Below are 16,647 nucleotides of genomic sequence, written 5' to 3' on the forward strand. Positions count from 1 at the left end.
CGGACGCCATGAAGGACGCGGCGAAGATGAAGGCGATGAGGGCCAGGAACCACCTGCTGTACATCTGCTTGACGTTGAGGCGGAATATCTTCCAGAGCCTTCCGGCGCTCATCTCATCAGCCGGGCCGCCACCTCCTCGATCCTCTCGCCGGCGTCCTGGGCCATGGCCTTCAGCTCCTCCATGGCGCCGCGCCAGACTATCCTCCCCCTATTGATGACCAAAACCTCCCTGGCCAGCCTCTCTGCTACGGACATTATGTGGGTCGAGACGAAGATCGTGGTGCCCGCCGCGTTCATACCCCTCAGCATCTTGATGACGGACTCCTGGGCGGGTATGTCGAGGTAGTTCAGAGGCTCGTCCAGCAGGAGCACCCTGGGCTTGTGCATTATGGCTAGGGCGAGGGCCAGCCTCTGCCTGTTCCCCCTGGAGAGCGAGGAGGCCAGCCTGTCCTCGAGGTCCCCCAGGCCCAGGGCCTCCACGGCCCAATCCACCGCCGAGCCGTCGAGGCCGCGGAGGGCGGCCACGTACTCCAGGTTCTCCCTAACGGTGAGGCTCAAGAAGGGCGCGGCGTCCTCCGGCAGGAAGCCCATGCAGGCCTTGGCCTCTCTGGGCTGGCGCTGGACGTCGTAGCCGCACAGCCTCGCGACGCCGGCGTCGGGCCTCAGAAGCCCCGCCAATATCCTCAACGTCGTGGACTTCCCAGCGCCGTTGGGGCCCAGGAGCGCCACCGCGCCGCCGCAGGGCACCTCGAACGTAACGCCGTCGAGGGCCGCGACGTCGCCGTAGCGCTTCCTGAGGCCCTCAGCCGCTATACACATGCGCAACGAAATATATATTATATATAACATTTGCCCCATAGCGCCCATACATCCCGTCGAGGCCGGTTCCGCCCCTCGAGGTCTGCCGCCGCTAGGCGGGCCCGCCGCCCGCCACGTACTCCTCGGCCAGCGCCTTCGCCTCGCCGTAGGTCGCCTCCATGCCCTCGGCCTCCAGCGCCACGGCACCGCCGCACCTCACGGCCACCCTCGGCGTCTTGGCCACCACGGCCACCCTCCACCGGGGCCTTGCGTAGTCGGCTATGCTACGCCCGGCGACCACCCTCGCGTAGACTTCGCCGTCCGCCTCGGGCCTCTCGGGGCACTCCACGACGGCCGTGGCGACGTAGTACCGGCCCTCCCTCCGCTCGGCGGATCCGTGCGCCCTGTAGAGCAGGACGGCAGCCACGTGCGTGCAGACGCCCCGGGCCCTCCTGGGCCCCCACTCGGTGAGGTAGCAGGTGCAGACCCAACGCCCCTCGGCCTCAGACCACCAGACGTGGTACTGCGGATATCTGTCGCCGAGGTCCGGCCGGCCCTTGACTATATAGTAGCCCCCGGCCTCCTCCACGTCGCCCAGCCTGGCAAGCGCCCTTCTGAGCCACGCCTTGGACTTGCCGGGGAATCTGCGCCGCAGGGCGTCGAGCGGATCCTCCACGATATCTAGGGAGTTTAAAATCAAACGGCCCAGCCCTAGAGGGCCCAGTCGACATCCTCGGCGTACAGCCCGCTGCGCAGGGCCTCGGCGGTTTCGCCCGGCACTGGCGCCTCCAGCGAGGCCGCTGGGTGTATTACGGCTATCGCCAGGCCTCCCCCCTCCGGCATCAGCGCCTTCAGGTAGTGGATCGATCTAGGCAGGGCGCCCTCACCGTAGTCCTCCGGGAAGACCGGGCGCGCCGCCACCTCGACGCCGCCGGCCCTCAGCCGCACAGACCTCTCTATGCCGGCGTACCTCGGCAGGAGCGTCCTCAGCTCGCCCTCGCTGTAGAGGTTCACCATGAGGGTCATGGAGACCTCCCCCCGTCTGGGCGCCATGGGGGCGTACGCCCTGACCGCCTCGCCCACCAGCCGCCCGTCGATGGGGCGTCCGTCGCTCTCGGCGTATAGGGCCTCCTCTATCTGGAACCAGACCGTCACGGCGTCTTCGAACAGGACCGTGATCCTGTCGGAGAGGTCGAGGTACCGCGGCCTCTTGTAGGCGGCGACGGCCTCCACCGCCTCGTCTCTGATCTTGCGGTACTCCTCGGGCCCCAGTATCCTCCTGGCCGCCGCCCGCAGATCCATCACTTGACCAAAACCTCGTCGTCCACCTTGGTCTCGACCCCCTTGCCCCTTAGGTATTTCTCCAGAGCCTCGTTGAACCTCCCCGCATGGAACCTCTCTATCTTGGCGAGGGCCTCGAACCACTGGGCCACCTCGTGGAAGCCCTCCTCCCTGGCGGTTCTGGCGAAGCCCGGATACATCTGCGTCCACTCGTAGGTCTCGCCGTATATTGCCGCCCTCAAGGCGTCCTCCAAGTCGTTTATCTCAATCTCGGCGACCGGGTCGACCCCCAGGTGCATCAATATGCCGAAGGCGTGCCCGGTCTCGGCCTGGGCCGTCTTCTCGAACACCTCGGCGAGCTCCTCGAGGCCTCTCTCCCTGGCGAGCCTGGCGTAGTAGAGATACCTCCGGTTGGCCATCGACTCGCCCTGGAACCCGGCCTTGAGGTTCTCGTAGGTCTTGGTCCCCTTGGGGATTTTCCTCCGATTCATGACGGCAAGAGAAATAGAATTAAAAACGATTTTCATTTATGCCAAATCTGCACGGTAGACCTGGCCGAAAGTTTCAACGTACTCAGGGGAGGTATGTCCTGTTTCACCTGAGGGTCTTAAATACCCGTATACTTCCCGTATACATGTTCCGGGTGCTCGTCGACGGAAGGACCTGGAGGGTCTTGATAACCGGGAGGGAAGAGGACCTAGACCTCCTGGACGAGGGCTGGGAGCTCGCAGGCGCCTACAGAAGCTGGCGCGAGGCGTATAGAGTCGCCGCCAGGATCGCCGACGCGCACGACATGGTCCTCGAGTGGTACGTGGAGGAGGCGGCCCCCTAGCGCCCGCCCGGCGCCCGCATCCCAATTTTCGATTGGGACGGTCCGATAGATCGCCCGCATCGGCCCGGCAATAGATCGCAGTCCTGGCGCCGGGACGGCGCGTACAGCCATTTCCGGCGCCCGGCGCGGACTGAGGTTAAGAGGATCCCCCATGCCTATATTCGCCTGCGCAGATAGGCGCAGTTATCGCCACGCCCGCTATTGAGGGACGGACGCCACTGTGCGCCTCAGAGATAGGGAGCGCGAGGCCGAATCGCGGCAATTGCACGCATATAGAGCCGGCCTACGGGGCCTTAGGAATGATAGAAATGAACCCGCGGCGCCCGATACTAAGGGCGGTGGGCGCAGGCGCCGCCGCTCGATACGCCGCGGGGCGTCACGGATCCCGGGCCAGCCACCTAAGCGCGTCCAGATACTCGCCGAAGTCCCGCTCGGACATCAGCCGGTCGACGCTCATCCGCTCGGCCCACTGCCCCAGGTGCCTCTTCTCGTACTCCTCCGACCTCAGGACGCCCACGGGATCGCTCCTACAGCTCCGCCTATCGTAGCCAAGCCCGATGCAGAGCCACGCCTCGTGCATAGGGCTGACCGCGACCACCCTAATGCTAACGTCCACGTTCGGCAGATTCCTAAGGTGCCTCACGACGTCCGAGTCCCCAGCGTCGGGCCTACCCTCGTCGTCTATGACGAACAGAACCTTAGTCGCCTCTCCCGACACAGCGACGCTCAGAACCAGCCTCCTCAACTCATTATCGCACTTACGGACGGGCCTTGGATCAATTCTTATATTCGCAGGCGGGTTCAATACGCGGCTTTCCGCGAGCTTCCTCATCACGGCCCTGTGGAACTCCTTGCCGTAGGTATCCTCCACGAACACGATGCGCCGCATGTCGCCCGCCTACTCCTCCCGCGTCCTCTGGTAGAAGATGTAGTCCGAAAACGCGACGTCTAGCTCTTCAAGCCTCCTCCTGAGCTTCTCGAGGTCGCTGTGGGGAGGCTCCACGACGGTGCCGCCGTCGCCATCCCTAGAGACCACGAGGGTCCTCTCGGGCCCGGCCATATCCACAAGTAGCGGAGAGTGCGTCGCGACGATGACGGGTATCTCCAGCGAGTTCAAGACGTCGTAGATGACCTTCAACGCCTTGAGGTGGAGGCTGTTCTCGATCTCGTCGATAAGCAGTAGGGCTGGCTTGAGGTCCGCCGCCGAGGCTATGGCCAAGGACTTGATGAGGCCGTCGGCGACGTTCGGAGGCGGCAGCTCGACGCCGCGCTCCCTAACGACGAGAAACACCCTGCCGGCCGAGCTCCTAGGCTCAACGGCAACGCCGCCGAACGCTTCCCTCAACACCGTGCCGATGTGCTCGGTGCGCCCCTCGGCGGAGAGCCTGTAGAAAACCTGGGATAGGTTACGGGCCCTAACGTCCAACCGCTCCCCGCCTGTGAAGGGCTGCGGCTCAGAGATGGCGCCGATATCAGGGTGCTTAAGCAACACGCTCCCTTCAAGAAGCATCCTAATCGCTGCGTTGGCTAGGGATAGGTCTGGCGGTGCTGTTGCCGCGTCGTACAATACGCCCATAAACTCGCCTGGCTGGGCCAAACCCCACCTTTATCAATAATGGTATGAACATAAAAAATGTAGGGAAAGCTGACCCGATGAGATAGAAATCATCAAACCCATTATCTAGGGGGGCTGGAGGGCTACGATACATAAAATAATTAAAATTAAAGGGGGATAGTAAGAGCGACTTTAGGAATTGACCTTCGATCGCCCTTTGGATTATAACAACCCCTCCCTTGGCTTTCAGATCCGCAGGCTTCTGGCCCAACTCATTTATTTTGTTCATGATCTCAATAACCTCGTTAATCGGCTTAAGCGCTGGAACCTCCACCACCCTCTTCACGAGGTTTACGTACTCATTCGAGTACCTTGGGTTGATGCTTACCCTAACCTCGCTGTTGCTAGCCTCAAGCTTTGTCGTGAATTCCCTATCCGCGGTTTCCCAGGCGATCGACGCGTAGGAGGGCTCTATCGTCTCCCTGCCGCGCGATAGCGCGAACTTCACGGCAAACCTGACGTAATGCTTGAAGAACGCCTCCCCGCGCATCATCACGACTCTGGACAGCAGCTCAAAGCCCATGGGGTCCTCAATGCGCCTCATGAAGAAGAGGTCCTCGGGGCTCCAGTACTGCGGTAGGTGGGGTAGGTACGGCGTCTTGAGCAACTCCGCCTGCGAGAGGGCCCTCGCGAAGAAGTACACGGCCTCGAGGACGTTCGTCTTGCCGGCCATGTTAGGCCCCACGAGCACGTTGACGCCCGGCCTAGGCCTCAGGGTCAGGCGCCTTATGCTCTTGAAGTTCTCTATGGTGACCTCCTCGGGAAATACCTTCACGGCCGCCCTCTCCTCTGCCATAGGCTACGCATCGGTAGGCGCCGCACTTTAAAAAGTTGGCCCCAGTCGGCTGATACGGTTGTCGCGAGGCCTACGGCCGCAAGCCGTCGGACCGCCCGCGGCTGGGGCAGGAGGCAACCGCACGGCGTATCGGTAGCCTTCAGCTGGGCTCCCGCACCGGCGTCCTAGGGGCGGCAGGGAGCCGCTGGCGCCGATAAAGTTTAAATGTATCCCTCTTCAATAGTCCGGCGGCCGTAGCTCAGCGGGAGAGCGCCCGATGCTAACAGCAGGCGACGCTGAAGACCGGGCGGTCCCGGGTTCAAGTCCCGGCGGCCGCACCACAGAATTCTTTATGTTTCTATCTAGCCTCAGAGCCCGGGACGCGGCCCTGGGCCGGCGCGTGGAGCCGTAATAGGTGTAATAGCTTCGTAATAGATATAAATCGTGTACCTAGCTAAGTCATGGATTTGTCGGTTTTTTCCGGGTTTTCGCTGATATACGGGGAGCCGGGCGTCGGCAAGACCTCACTGGCTTTACGCATAGCCGAGGGGCTCGGCAGGAAGATACTATATATAAGTATGTATGAATATAAATATAAGATTGAGGATAAAATAAAGTATCTACAATTAGATATAGATAGGTTTTCCATATACGACTTTATAAATATCTCGGAGCGCGAGGCCGTTCTGGAGGCCATCGGCGATATATATGTAAGGGAGGCTCCGGACGTCGTGGTCATCGACGGCGTCAACTACTTCCCGGACAATAGGGAGACGGCCTCGGCCATATACCGCATGTTCGACATCCCCGTCATAGCCATAGGGGAGGAGCCGGCGGGCAGGTCGCCGCTTGCGTATATGGCGGACCTCTTGATAGAGATGCGGCAGGAGTTCTCGCGCGGCGCTCGCTATAGGTACGCGAGGTTCCTCAAGTCCCGCCTAGGCCAGCCGCCGGCCGCGGAGCTGCGCCTCGCCGTGGTCCGCGGAGGCCCCGTGCTGATAGAGCCTTGGAACGAGGGCAGGCTGGGCCCCGCCGCCATCCCCCTATCCATGAGGCGCGTCGTCTTCGCCGCAGAGGCCGTGGAGGCCCTCGCGGCGGCCAGGCAGGACTACGCCCGGCCGGGCCTTCTGGAGGGGTCCAGGGTTGCCGACTTCGTGGGGCAGGGACCTGAGGACATGGCGCTGGCGTCGGCGGTCCTCTGCGACTACGCCGAATCCGCCAGGACCGCGCTGATCTATACCCACAGGACGATAGAGCGATTTGTTAAATGCGACGTGAAGCGGCGTCTGGTCCCCGTCGACGCGCTCGCGGACGACAAGGGGCTCGAGGCCCTGATGGACGCCGTGGGGGACGCCAAGGTGGCCTTCCTCCACGGCCTGGAGCAGGTGGTCTTCAGGCTGGGCGTGAGGAGGCTCCGCCTGGTGCTCGACTTCCTCAGCTCCTGGCGCCCCGACTTGGCCGTGGCGGCTTTCTTCTCGGGGGTGGAGCCGTCGCCGCGTCTCTTCGACATGTTCAACACCGTGTGGCGGATAGAGGCGGGGAAGGCCGAGGTGGTTAAGTCCATGCTGGGCTGGCCCGTCAGGCGGTTTAAGGTCGAGAGGAGGGAGGGGGCGTTCCACTTCATCCCGTCTAGTATTTAAAGCGGAGGCGGGGATCTGCCGTGAGACTCGTCCTCGCGGTGCTGCTGGCCGAATATCTGGGCCTGGCGCTATTCGCCGCCTTGGGCTATATATACCACGACGCGGTGCCGCCGTGGTTTATAAACATGTTGAGGCAGCAGATAAACCAGACGGTCATAGGGCCTCTGGAGATCTTCGGCCACAACGCGATAATAATGACGGGCGACTCCATACCCTTCGTGGGCCCTGCGGCTCTGGCCATCTCCCTCGGGGCAACCGGCTTCGTGCTGGGGGTCGCGGTGGGCTACGCCGCGGGCCAGCTGGGCCTCGCGGCCCTCCTCTTCGGCTACCTGGCGACGGCCTTCATGCCGCACGGAATACTGGAGCTCTCGTCCTACGCCTTCGCGACCGCGGGCTCGATAGACGCCACGAGGAGGATCCTCTCCAGGCGCGGCGGCGCCCTGAGGACCTGGGCGATCCACTACGCCATCGCCCTGGCCCTGCTCCTCGCCGCCGCCTACGTGGAGTGGTGGGAGCTGAAGGCCTTGGGCCACCTCCTCTCGCGGCTTTAAAGATATTAAGGAGGGAGCACTTGCCCCTATGGAGATATCCAGCCCCGCCTTCAGGCGCGGCGAGGCCATACCCCGCAAGTATACCTGCGACGGCGACGACGCCTCGCCTCCCCTCGCCATATCGGGCGTCCCCCCCGAGGCCAAGGCGCTGGCCCTATTGATGGAAGACCCCGACGCGCCCATAGGGGTGTTCACCCACTGGATACTCTACGACGTGCAGCCGTCGCTCAAGGAGTTGCCGGAGGCGGTTCCCAAGAGGCCCGAGGTGGCCGGGCTCGGCCTGCAGGGCGTCAACGACTTCGGGAGGGTGGGGTACGGCGGCCCCTGTCCGCCGAGAGGCCACGGCCCCCATCGCTACTTCTTCAGGCTGTACGCGCTGTCGGCCCCCCTGGGGCTTGGGCCCAAGGCCTCGCGCGGCGACTTCCTGAAGGCGCTTCAAGGCAAGGTGCTGGCGCAGGCCGAATATATGGGGACCTATAGGAGATAGGAATTTCCTCAATAATATCGTTGTTGTCTGCGGGGTACATAAATACCGGCGTTTTAGGCTCTATGGCGAAACAGAAGCTGAAGTTCTACGACATCAAGGCTAAGCAGGGCTTCGAGACGGACAAGTACGAGACCGTGGAGAAGAACACCGCCCGCGGCCCCATGATATTCGCGGTGGCCACCTCACCCTACACGGGCATCAAGGTCTGGAGGCTGATAGGCAAGAAGAAATAAGGAAAAAACAAACCCCCAATTTTTCCCTGTTTCTGAAGGCCGCCTCTCCTTGGCCGAAGGCGGATATATCTTTATAGAGGGTTGGAGAGCTCGCCGTGGCTGAGCCCAACTACCGCCTGATAGTCTTGTTGGGCCTCACGTCGCTCTTCGCCGATTGGCTCTACGAGGGGGCCAGGGCGGCTCTGCCGCAATACCTCAAGGGCCTCGGCGCATCTGCGCTGGCCGTGGGCCTCGTCTTCGGCGTGGGGGACTCGCTGGGCTACCTCCTGAGGTTCGCAACGGGCCCTCTGGCCGACAGGAGGGGCGGCTACTGGGGCGAGACCTTCGCGGGGTACGCCCTACAGGTGCTGGCTGTCGTCGGGCTCGCGCTGGCCCCCTGGCTCGCGGCCGCCGTAGCCCTGGTGATGGTCGAGAGGGCCAGCAAGGCCTTGAGAACCCCCGCGAGAGACGCCATAATATCTGCGGCGGGGGCCGGGAGGCAGAGCTTTGCGTTCGGCCTGCACGCCTCGTTGGACCAGATCGGGGCTGTGGCCGGCTCGGCCACGGCGCTTCTGGCGCTGGCGGCCGGCGTGGAATACGGCGACTTGTTCCTACTGCTGGCGGCCCCCGGAGCTGCGGCCCTGGCGGCCCTCTCGGCGGCGTATAGGCTCGGCGTCAGGCCGGCCAGGAGGAGGGGAGGGGCGCGCGGCCCCCTGGGCGTCCAGCTGCTGCTGTTCGCCCTGTCGCAACTGCTCTTTGGGGCTTCGCTTATGCACATAGGCCTCGAGATGTACGAGGCGCAGGGGGCGCCGTGGATGGGCTCCGCCATATACCTGGCCGCGATGGCCTTCGAGATACCCCTCTCGCTGGCGTGGGGCCGTCTCTACGAGATGGGGCGGTGGGCCCTCTACTTGGGCCCCGCCGCCGCGGTTCTCGCCACGTCTGCGTTCTCGACGGGGAGCCTCGTGCTGGGTTTCGCCGGGGCGTTCGCCTACTCGGCCGCGACGTCGTACGCCGATATAGCGGCCAAGGCGCGGGCGGTGGAGCTCGGCGGGGTCGCCAAGGCCACGGCCCTGGGCGCAGTCAACGCGGCGTTCGGCCTGGGCTATCTGGCGGGAGGGGCTATATACGGCTATCTCCTAGACGTGGGGGCGGCCGGCTTGGCTCCGCCGGTCTCTCTGGCCCTCGCGGCGGCCTCCCTGGCCCTTATGCGCGCCGCTAGGTGAGCCTCTCGACCCTATATACTCCCTCCTCGACCTTCCTCAGGACATATCTGGCCGTGTCCGTCTCCACGGAGATCTCGCGGGGCCACAGCGACGCGTCGACCGTCACCCTCGCCGCGCCGGTCCTCCTGAAGAGGTCCTCGACCTCGGTCAGATCTAGATCCTCGGGGATCGATAGGGCGAATCCGTCGATCCCCTCCGCCAGAAAGCCGGCGGCCTCCTCGCGGTCCCCCTCGTCGGTCACGTCGTATATGGGCCTCGGCTCCACGGCATATACCCGTATCTTAATAATATTACGCGCGTCGGTAAAAAATCGGGAGGGCCGGAAGTCCATGGCCAGGAGGTACTGCCCCGTCTGCAGGAAGGCCGTCGACGAGGTGATCCACAGGGAGGGCAACGTGGTCGTCAAGAGGTGCCCCAACTGCGGCCACGTCTTCGCGAGGTACGAGGTGAGGGAGAGGGACAAGAAGGAGGTAAAATCTGCCGAAGGCCCCTTTTAGCCCCGGCCATCAAGTGCTCCGGAGCCGGCCTGAGGTCCGCGGTGCCGGCCGGGCCTGCTCCATGGCTCCCGCCAGACGGGCGGACGACGGCGGCGGGCTGAGGGCGCCTATGAACCGCCAGGGGGAACCCCCTAGGGCGGGGAGGGAGCCAGACCTACAGGCAAGCGGCAAGCCCGTTTCTCTCCTCTTAGGCGGTTCACGTATGGGCGCCTTGCCTTGGCTACCTCTGACGGGATGCGCGCCGCCTAAAGGGCCCGGGGGCGGGCGCGGCCCCCTATCCGTGCCGTTAGTCGGCTATGAGCTTTTTGATTTTCTGAATAAGCGTAAGCACGGCCTCCCTATGTAGTCGAAAGCCTTGCGGCGAGAGGAAGTTGTGGTAGAAGTTGGCGTGCAGCCTCTCTGCGAGGCTGAAACCTATCACGAGCTCCCTGTCGCCGGTCTCGTCGTACAGCCTCTCTATCGCCACCGCGTAGTCCCTATGGCTGTAGTGAGGCCACCCTCTCTTCTCCGCCGCCGCGTTTAACAACGCCGCCACGGCGCCCCAGTACTTCTCGCCGGCTTGCACCAAGTCCCCTCTCTCATAGAGCTCCTCGGCCTCTCTGAAAAACTTCTCGTGGAGACGTAAATAGAGCTCGACCCTCTCCGATGGGTCCAGCCGCTCTGCTGTAAGCTCCGCCAGGAACTCCTCCACGTCCCTATCCCCGGCGGCCTTCCGCAACGCCTCGGCCACCGCAGGTGAAATCACAAGAGCCACAGTTTCCAGTCTTCCCAGATTAATTTTTCTTCCTGTAGCTTTCTCGTCGAGGTACTTCGGCGGGCTCCGCTGGGGCTTTTCCGCCCTCTCGCTGGGCCGCTCCGCCGCCCGCAGGCGGACTCCCTGCGCCCTGAGGAGGGCGGGGGCCTTCTCGGCTGCGGCCTGCGCCCGCCGAGTCCCTCGGGCCGGATGGAGGTGGATTAAAATCCATAGGGTCGACGTCCCTGAACAGCATCGATTTAGATAATTTTTGTTAGTTGAGGAATCCATCTTAAACCCGTCCCTCAGCCATCTTTATCACAATATATCATTTCTCACTTAACTATAGTTTTGAAAAACTTTTAAAGATATGTTTTCCTGAGGGCATGGAGCTACGGAAGCAGTACGACAAGTGGACGGCGAAGAGGACCCCCGTCGCGCCGGCCGGCGGGATGGGCTTGCCGCGGTTGATCGGGACGGTCCACCTGCCCCCTCTCCCCGGGTCTCCGAGATACGGCGGCGGCTTCGAGGCGCTCGTGGACTTCGCCGTGAGGAGCGCGAGATCCCTCGACGAGGCCGGCTTCGACGGGGTTATACTCGAGAACTTCAACGACGCCCCGTTTAAGGCCCGGACAAGGGACCCCGAGACGATAGCCGCAGTGGCCGTGATCGCGAGGGAGGTCAGGCGGGCCGTCTCGGCCCAGATAGGCGTGAACATACTGCGCAACTCGGCCCCCGAGGCCGCCGCGGTCGCCGCAGTGGCGGGAGGCTCCTTCGTCAGAGCCAACGCGCTCTGCGAGGTGGTGTCGGCGCCGGAGGGCCTCCTGGAGCCCGTGGCGAGGGAGGTGGCCGAGGTCTTGGCCAGGCTGAAGGCGGACGTCAAGGTGCTCGCCGACGTCCACGTGAAGCACGGCTGGCCTCTGCACCAGCGGCCTCTCGCCGAGGTGGCCCTGGACTGCGCCGAGAGGGGAGGGGCGTCCGCCCTGATAGTGTCCGGCGCGAGGACGGGCTCCCCGCCCGACCCCGCGTCGCTCGCAGAGGCCTCGCGGGCGGGCCTCCCCGTGTACGTCGGAAGCGGCACTACGCCGGACAATCTGGACAAGTTTAGAGGCGCATACGGCTTCATAGTGGGGACCTACCTCAAGAGGCCGGATGGAGGCATCGACGCGGAGAAGGCGAGGAGATACGTCGAAGCCGCCAGGAGGGCTCTCGGCATCTAGGGCCGTCCATGAGCGCGGCGGGGAGGCCTACGGCGGCCGGCTAGGGCGCCGCGAGCCGCCTCCCGCCGTCGACCGGTATCAATGCGCCGTTGACCCACCTGGCCTCGTCGGTCAGCAGCCAGACCACCACGTCGGCTACGTACTCGGGCGGCGCCGAGGGGGCGCCCAGCGCCGGGGCTCCGGCCTCCCTCGACATGGAGCCGGGCGCGACGCCGTTGACCCTGATGCCCCTCTGGATCAGCTCGGCGGCGAGGACCTCGACGAGCGCGGCCGCGGCCGCCTTGCTCGCCGTATAGGCCAGGGCGCCCGGCGACCTGCTGAATGGCCCCCAGATGGAGCTGGTCAAGACTATCGAGGAGCCCGGCCTCATGAGCTTGAGGAAGGCCTTGACGGTCCACAGATGGGCCCTCAAGTTCGCCGAGAGCATGTCCTCCAGATCGCCCTCTGACGTCTCCTCCAGACGGCCGGGCGTCCAGCCGCCGGCGGTGACCGCCAGCCCGTCCACAACGCCGAGCTCCCTCTCCGTAGCCTCCGAGGCCGCGCGGGCGCCGTCGGCGGTCGAGAGGTCGAACGCCCCGACGGACGCGCCCATGGACGCCAGCTTCTCGAGGGCGGCGCGGTTCCTAGATATGGCGTAGACCTTGGCGCCTTCCCCCAACGCCCGGGCGACCACCGCCGCGCCGAGGCCTGGCCCCGCGCCGGCGACAACCACCCTTCTGCCAGACAGTCTCATGTAGGTAGCTCGACCTCCCCATATAACGTCTCTCCCCGCGGGCCTGGATCTCCAGGATCCCGTAGGGCGGTCGGACGGCCAAACCTTATTATAGCCGTCCTTTGCTTCCGCTCGTGATTTGGGTTATCCTCCTATTCGCAAACGGGACCGCCGTGTTGCTATTCAACCAGACTCTGACAGGCTCGGTGTACGATCTGGCGCTCCCCGCGCCTCCCCTCTCCGCGCCGCTCGTGCTCAACAACGGGACGCCGGTGCCGGCCGTCCTCAACGGCTCGGTGCTGGAGGTGCCCGTCCTCGGCACCGCGCTGATCACGGTCGAGTACGTGCCTAAGGTGGAGGCCGCCGGCGGAATTCTGAGCTTCAACGTGAGCGACGGGCTCTACCTCATATGGGCCCAAGGCGGAGTTCTCCTGCTGCCGGCGCTGAAGGTGCTGAACTATACGAGGGCCGGTGGGGCGTTGCTCCTCGTGGCGCAGGGGCCGGGGACCGTGGCCTACACGCTGCAGGGCACGGCCGTCGCGACGTCCGCGACGCAGACCTACACGTCGCAGACGCCCGGCCAGCCGTCGACCTACACCCAGCCCGCCCCGCCGCCTGGCCTCCAGACGTCGGCCTCCCAACGGCCGTCCGCGTCCGGCTCCCCCTCGGCGGCGTGGCCTCTGTGGCTCGCCGTGGCGGCGGCCGTCGCGGTGGTCGCCGCCGTCGCGGCGCTTCTGCTCAGGCCCGGAAGGAGGGGGCCGCCCGGCCTGAACGACACCGATAGGCTGGTCCTGTCCTTTGTCGAGAGGAGCGGCGGCGCGTACGAGTCGGACATAGCGAGGAGCCTGGGCCTGCCCAGGACCACCGTCTTCAAGTCCGTCAGGAGGCTGGAGCAGGCGGGGCTTGTCTCCGTCGAGAAGAGGGACGGTAGGAACTTCGTGACGCCGAGATAGAAAGGTTTTTATAGCCATCTTCCCTCGGGCTAATGGAAAGCGAAGGAAGGAGGCCGCGGCACGGCGGCCGCGGCGGCCCTAGAGGGCCGAAGCCGGTAAAGGAGGGCGACGTGATCGAGGTCGACATCGTCGAGAAGTCGAGGAGGGGCGACGGAGTAGCCAAGGTCGAGGGCTTCATCGTCTTCGTGCCAGGCGCCGAGCCCGGACAGCACGTCAAGGTCCAGATAGAGAAGGTCGGGGGCACCTACGCGATAGCTAAAATAGTCCAGTAAGCCCTATTTTTTGTCCAGCTTAGCGCTGAGCCTGTATTCGTCCACCCTATCCCGCGCCTTCTCTCTGGCCTCCCTATGTTGCTTGAGGAAGCGCGATATCTTTTCGTGCAGCTTCAGCTTGCACTCCCCGCAGAGCAACGCGCCCGACCTGCAGTCCTGTCTTATCCTCTCCACCGAGGCGTCGTCGGGGTCGAACAACATGTGGTAGTGGAAGACGGGGCATATGTCGGGGTTGCCTCCGTATTTCCTCTGCTCCTCCGCCGTGGGCCTCCCGCCGGTGAAGGCGTTCATGATCTTGCGCCTCACGGCCTTCTCGTCGTCTATCGTGTATATAGCCGAGTCCGGGTTCGACGCCGACATTTTGCTCTCGCCCGTGAGGGCCATTATGAACTTGGAGTAGAGAGTCGCCGGCTTTGGATAGCCCAGGGAGTCGGCTATGTCCCTCGCGAGGCGGAAGTAGGGGTCTTGGTCTATGGCGCAGGGTATGAGGACGGGCGTCGCCTCGCCCCTCAGCTCCGTGGGGAGGAACGCCACGGCTATCTGCAGGGAGGGGTAGAATATCAGCCCTATGTTGGTCGACTCGGTGAAGCCGAAAGTAGCCTTGACCGTATTCCACGTGAGCTTCTTGGCGGTCTTCACCGCTATGGGGAAGAGCGGCCTTATGTCGAGGGTGTCCACGATCAGATGCAGCCTCTCGGGCGTGAAGCCGAGCGCTATCACGTCTAGGGCGTTCTCGTAGGCCCACCTCTTGGTGTCCGAGAGGGAGAGCTCCGGGTCGTCGTAGAACTTCTCGTCGTCCGTCATCTGGAAGTAGACCTCCAGCCCGAACTTGTCGGAGAACCACTTGAGGAGGATCCAGGGGACCATATGGCCTATGTGGACAGGCCCGCTGGGCCCCCTCCCCGTGTAGAGAGCCCAAGGCCTCCCCGCCGCGTGCCACCTCAAGATCTCGTCGAAATCCCTATGGGCGTAGAAGAAGCCCCTCCTGATCAGCGGATGCACCTCCCCAGCGTATTTCGCCAGGAGCTCCACCTCGGAGCTGGTCAGAGGCTTGGCGCCGAAATGCGCGAGGAGCTTGTCGTAGTCGACGCGCCCCCTTACCTCCCAGGGAGTTACCACAAAGCCCTCGTCCACCCCATGTCAAGCCGCGAACGGGGCCCTTTTTAAGGATGTCGCCGGCCCGCGCGGCGCGCCTAGCGGGTCTGCAGCTCCTCCAAGGTCCTCCTGGCCGACTCGCGTCCCCTCAGATGCCAGGCGAGGGCGGCGGCGACTCCGGCCGCCCAGACGGCGGCGTTCATGGCCATGAAGGTCGGCGCGTCGACGAGGCCCTCCGCGGCCACCAGCGCCGTGTTGACGCCCCAGGCGACTGCGGTGACCAGGCCCACCACGGTGGCCCTAACCCCCGTGGGGAAGAGCTCGCTTTCCAATACGCCGAGGGAGCCCCAGGACCATTCGGCGAATATGGCGTTCGCGAACAGAGCCGCCAGGAACGGGGCGAGCGGCGCCGCGAAGGCCAGACGCCAGAACAGAAGCGCCGTGAGGAGGCCTCCCAGATAGGCCGAGGTCAGCGAGGCCTTCCTCGACCTGTCTATCAACGGCAGAAGCAGGAAGGCGCCTATGGAGGCCCCGGCGTTGGCCACCGCCACTATCACGGGCGCGGAGTCCGCCCCGTAGGGGAAGCCGGGGGCGTACGGCACGTAGTAGGCCGCTATGTTGTAGGTGGCCACGTTGGCGGCGCTGACCGTGGCCAAGACGGCGAAGCCCAGCGCCTTGGTCCTCAGGACCTCCCTGAGGCCCATTCCCTCGGGCTGGGGAGGCGGGTCGGCCTCGACGCCGGCGAACGCGGCCACGACCCTCCTCGCCTCGGCGGCTCTGCCCCTAGCGGCCAGCCACCTGGGCGACTCGGGCAGATGCAGCCTGGCCAGAAGGACCACCAACGCCAGGGCCACGGCGGTGCCGAATATGGATAGGACGACAGTGTGGGGGTCGTTGGAGAGGGCCGTGTAGACGAGCGAGAGGCCTGCTATGACGGCGGCCCCCACGTTCCAGAAGTTGGCCGCCAGCATCAACGCCTTGCCCCTATGCCTCGCCGGCGAGAACTCGGCGAGGGCTGAGAAGGCCGGCCCTATCTCTCCCCCCACGCCGAAGTTCATGACGCTCGTGAGGACGAACGCCGCGGCTAGGCCCAGTGCGTTGAGCCAGAAGGCCGCCGCGAAGGCGGCAGCCGCCGCGGTGTAGAGGGCCAACGACACGACGAGGCCCATCCTCCTGCCGACGGAGTCCGACACCCTGCCGAATGCCAAAGCCCCCGCGAGATAGGCCAGGGAATTAGCGGCGAATATGTAGGTGGCGTAGGGGGCCAGTTCGGGCAGGAGATAGGCAACGAGGGGGACCAAGCTGAAGAGGACGCCGTCCAGCAGAAAGCTGAGGGAGACTATGGCGAAGAGGACCCAGTGGGCTCTGCCCCAGCGGCTCCTGTCGAGGGGATGCGCCATAAGGACATTATCTTATCCCTATAAAAAATTTTTCACTGGCCCATTATGAGCTTTCCGAGCCTCTCCTCGTCGAGGTCCTTGGCCGGGCCCGAATACCTCAGCCTCCCGGTCACCATCACGAACGCCCTATCGCCTATCTCCAGAGCCTTCCTGGCGTTTTGCTCCACCAGAAGTATCGTGATGCCCATATCCCTGATGGACTTAATCGCCGAGAATACGTCGGAGGCCACCTTGGGGGCCAGCCCCGCCGTCGGCTCGTCCAGCATCAAGAGCTTCGGCTTCTTCATGAGGCCCATCGATATGGCTAACATCTGCCTCTCGCCGCCCGAGAGGAACTTCCCCTTGCGG

General features: G+C 64.3%; 23 protein-coding genes and 1 tRNA gene. 11 read left to right on the plus strand and 13 right to left on the minus strand.

Going from position 1 to position 16,647, the window contains the following annotated elements; translation table 11 throughout:
- Nucleotides 1–108: 108 nt before the first annotated feature.
- From B7L68_RS07020 to B7L68_RS07035, 4 genes are all read right to left on the minus strand, one after another.
- Entirely contained in the window at nt 109–819 is a 711-nt protein-coding gene (locus B7L68_RS07020) for an ABC transporter ATP-binding protein (protein ID WP_081246972.1), read from the minus strand.
- Nucleotides 820–910: 91 nt separating this feature from the next.
- The gene (locus B7L68_RS07025) at nt 911–1,474 is read right to left on the minus strand and encodes a hypothetical protein (RefSeq protein ID WP_238136371.1); all 564 of its coding nucleotides are present in this window, start codon (nt 1,472–1,474) and stop codon (nt 911–913) included.
- 35 nt (nt 1,475–1,509) lie between these two features.
- The gene (locus B7L68_RS07030; protein ID WP_081246973.1) at nt 1,510–2,100 is read right to left on the minus strand and encodes a DUF3501 family protein; all 591 of its coding nucleotides are present in this window, start codon (nt 2,098–2,100) and stop codon (nt 1,510–1,512) included.
- A complete protein-coding gene (locus tag B7L68_RS07035; protein ID WP_081246974.1) occupies nt 2,100–2,570 on the minus strand; it encodes a rubrerythrin family protein in 471 nt (156 codons plus the stop codon). The genes B7L68_RS07030 and B7L68_RS07035 overlap by 1 nt, the downstream gene beginning before the upstream one ends.
- Nucleotides 2,571–2,713: 143 nt before the next feature.
- On the opposite strand from B7L68_RS07035, the gene B7L68_RS07040 reads away from it, so the two are divergent.
- Complete coding sequence (locus B7L68_RS07040; protein ID WP_081246975.1) at nt 2,714–2,911, plus strand: hypothetical protein; 198 nt, start codon at nt 2,714–2,716, stop codon at nt 2,909–2,911.
- Between the two features lie 376 nt (nt 2,912–3,287).
- Here B7L68_RS07040 and B7L68_RS07045 read toward each other — a convergent pair whose 3' ends face one another.
- The 3 genes from B7L68_RS07045 to B7L68_RS07055 are packed head-to-tail and all read right to left on the minus strand — an operon-like array spanning nt 3,288 to nt 5,322.
- Nucleotides 3,288–3,800: a hypothetical protein gene (locus B7L68_RS07045; RefSeq protein ID WP_081246976.1), complete on the minus strand. Its 513-nt coding sequence runs from the start codon at nt 3,798–3,800 to the stop codon at nt 3,288–3,290.
- A gap of 9 nt (nt 3,801–3,809) precedes the next feature.
- Entirely contained in the window at nt 3,810–4,487 is a 678-nt protein-coding gene (locus tag B7L68_RS07050) for an AAA family ATPase (protein WP_081246977.1), read from the minus strand.
- Nucleotides 4,423–5,322 carry an AAA family ATPase gene (locus tag B7L68_RS07055; RefSeq protein WP_081246978.1) on the minus strand — a complete coding sequence of 300 codons (900 nt, stop codon included), beginning with the start codon at nt 5,320–5,322 and terminating at the stop codon, nt 4,423–4,425. Before B7L68_RS07055 ends, B7L68_RS07050 begins: the two co-directional genes overlap by 65 nt.
- A 227-nt stretch (nt 5,323–5,549) precedes the next feature.
- On the opposite strand from B7L68_RS07055, the gene B7L68_RS08700 reads away from it, so the two are divergent.
- From B7L68_RS08700 to B7L68_RS07075, 6 genes are all read left to right on the plus strand, one after another.
- Nucleotides 5,550–5,642: transfer RNA gene (locus B7L68_RS08700), tRNA-Phe, on the plus strand.
- A gap of 120 nt (nt 5,643–5,762) precedes the next feature.
- Nucleotides 5,763–6,941: an AAA family ATPase gene (locus B7L68_RS07060; RefSeq protein ID WP_081246979.1), complete on the plus strand. Its 1,179-nt coding sequence runs from the start codon at nt 5,763–5,765 to the stop codon at nt 6,939–6,941.
- 20 nt (nt 6,942–6,961) lie between these two features.
- Complete coding sequence (locus B7L68_RS07065) at nt 6,962–7,492, plus strand: stage II sporulation protein M (RefSeq protein WP_081246980.1); 531 nt, start codon at nt 6,962–6,964, stop codon at nt 7,490–7,492.
- Between the two features lie 28 nt (nt 7,493–7,520).
- Nucleotides 7,521–7,979, plus strand: coding sequence for a YbhB/YbcL family Raf kinase inhibitor-like protein (locus B7L68_RS07070; RefSeq protein ID WP_081246981.1), 459 nt, complete (start codon nt 7,521–7,523; stop codon nt 7,977–7,979).
- A gap of 62 nt (nt 7,980–8,041) precedes the next feature.
- Nucleotides 8,042–8,212: a DNA-binding protein CC1 gene (gene cc1 / locus B7L68_RS08890; protein WP_193432485.1), complete on the plus strand. Its 171-nt coding sequence runs from the start codon at nt 8,042–8,044 to the stop codon at nt 8,210–8,212.
- Nucleotides 8,213–8,307: 95 nt separating this feature from the next.
- The gene (locus B7L68_RS07075) at nt 8,308–9,417 is read left to right on the plus strand and encodes an MFS transporter (protein ID WP_081246982.1); all 1,110 of its coding nucleotides are present in this window, start codon (nt 8,308–8,310) and stop codon (nt 9,415–9,417) included.
- On the opposite strand, the gene B7L68_RS07080 is transcribed toward B7L68_RS07075, so the two are convergent.
- Complete coding sequence (locus B7L68_RS07080) at nt 9,410–9,682, minus strand: hypothetical protein (RefSeq protein ID WP_238136372.1); 273 nt, start codon at nt 9,680–9,682, stop codon at nt 9,410–9,412. The genes B7L68_RS07075 and B7L68_RS07080 overlap by 8 nt on opposite strands.
- Nucleotides 9,683–9,746: 64 nt before the next feature.
- Here B7L68_RS07080 and B7L68_RS08895 point away from each other — a divergent pair, with 64 nt between their 5' ends.
- The gene (locus B7L68_RS08895; RefSeq protein WP_193432486.1) at nt 9,747–9,914 is read left to right on the plus strand and encodes a zf-TFIIB domain-containing protein; all 168 of its coding nucleotides are present in this window, start codon (nt 9,747–9,749) and stop codon (nt 9,912–9,914) included.
- Between the two features lie 286 nt (nt 9,915–10,200).
- Here the strand turns inward: B7L68_RS08895 and B7L68_RS07085 are convergent, their stop codons facing one another.
- The gene (locus B7L68_RS07085) at nt 10,201–10,668 is read right to left on the minus strand and encodes a PaREP1 family protein (RefSeq protein ID WP_081246983.1); all 468 of its coding nucleotides are present in this window, start codon (nt 10,666–10,668) and stop codon (nt 10,201–10,203) included.
- A gap of 365 nt (nt 10,669–11,033) precedes the next feature.
- On the opposite strand from B7L68_RS07085, the gene B7L68_RS07090 reads away from it, so the two are divergent.
- On the plus strand, nt 11,034–11,867 hold the full coding sequence (locus B7L68_RS07090) for a BtpA/SgcQ family protein (RefSeq protein ID WP_238136373.1): 834 nt from the start codon (nt 11,034–11,036) through the stop codon (nt 11,865–11,867).
- A 40-nt stretch (nt 11,868–11,907) separates the two neighbouring features.
- Here B7L68_RS07090 and B7L68_RS07095 read toward each other — a convergent pair whose 3' ends face one another.
- Complete coding sequence (locus tag B7L68_RS07095) at nt 11,908–12,600, minus strand: SDR family oxidoreductase (RefSeq protein WP_081246984.1); 693 nt, start codon at nt 12,598–12,600, stop codon at nt 11,908–11,910.
- Between the two features lie 113 nt (nt 12,601–12,713).
- Here B7L68_RS07095 and B7L68_RS07100 point away from each other — a divergent pair, with 113 nt between their 5' ends.
- Nucleotides 12,714–13,532, plus strand: coding sequence for a MarR family transcriptional regulator (locus B7L68_RS07100; protein ID WP_081246985.1), 819 nt, complete (start codon nt 12,714–12,716; stop codon nt 13,530–13,532).
- A gap of 32 nt (nt 13,533–13,564) precedes the next feature.
- Entirely contained in the window at nt 13,565–13,804 is a 240-nt protein-coding gene (locus B7L68_RS07105; protein ID WP_081246986.1) for a TRAM domain-containing protein, read from the plus strand.
- 3 nt (nt 13,805–13,807) lie between these two features.
- Here B7L68_RS07105 and B7L68_RS07110 read toward each other — a convergent pair whose 3' ends face one another.
- The 3 genes from B7L68_RS07110 to B7L68_RS07120 all read right to left on the minus strand — a co-directional run.
- Entirely contained in the window at nt 13,808–14,938 is a 1,131-nt protein-coding gene (locus B7L68_RS07110) for a tryptophan--tRNA ligase (protein WP_081246987.1), read from the minus strand.
- Nucleotides 14,939–14,997: 59 nt separating this feature from the next.
- A complete protein-coding gene (locus B7L68_RS07115; RefSeq protein WP_081246988.1) occupies nt 14,998–16,299 on the minus strand; it encodes an MFS transporter in 1,302 nt (433 codons plus the stop codon).
- Nucleotides 16,300–16,331: 32 nt separating this feature from the next.
- Nucleotides 16,332–16,647 (minus strand): ATP-binding cassette domain-containing protein (locus B7L68_RS07120; protein WP_143615315.1); only part of this gene is annotated, 316 nt, incomplete at its 5' end.

Origin of the sequence: Thermoproteus sp. CP80, from assembly GCF_002077075.2 — an archaeon.
GTDB lineage: Archaea > Thermoproteota > Thermoprotei > Thermoproteales > Thermoproteaceae > Thermoproteus.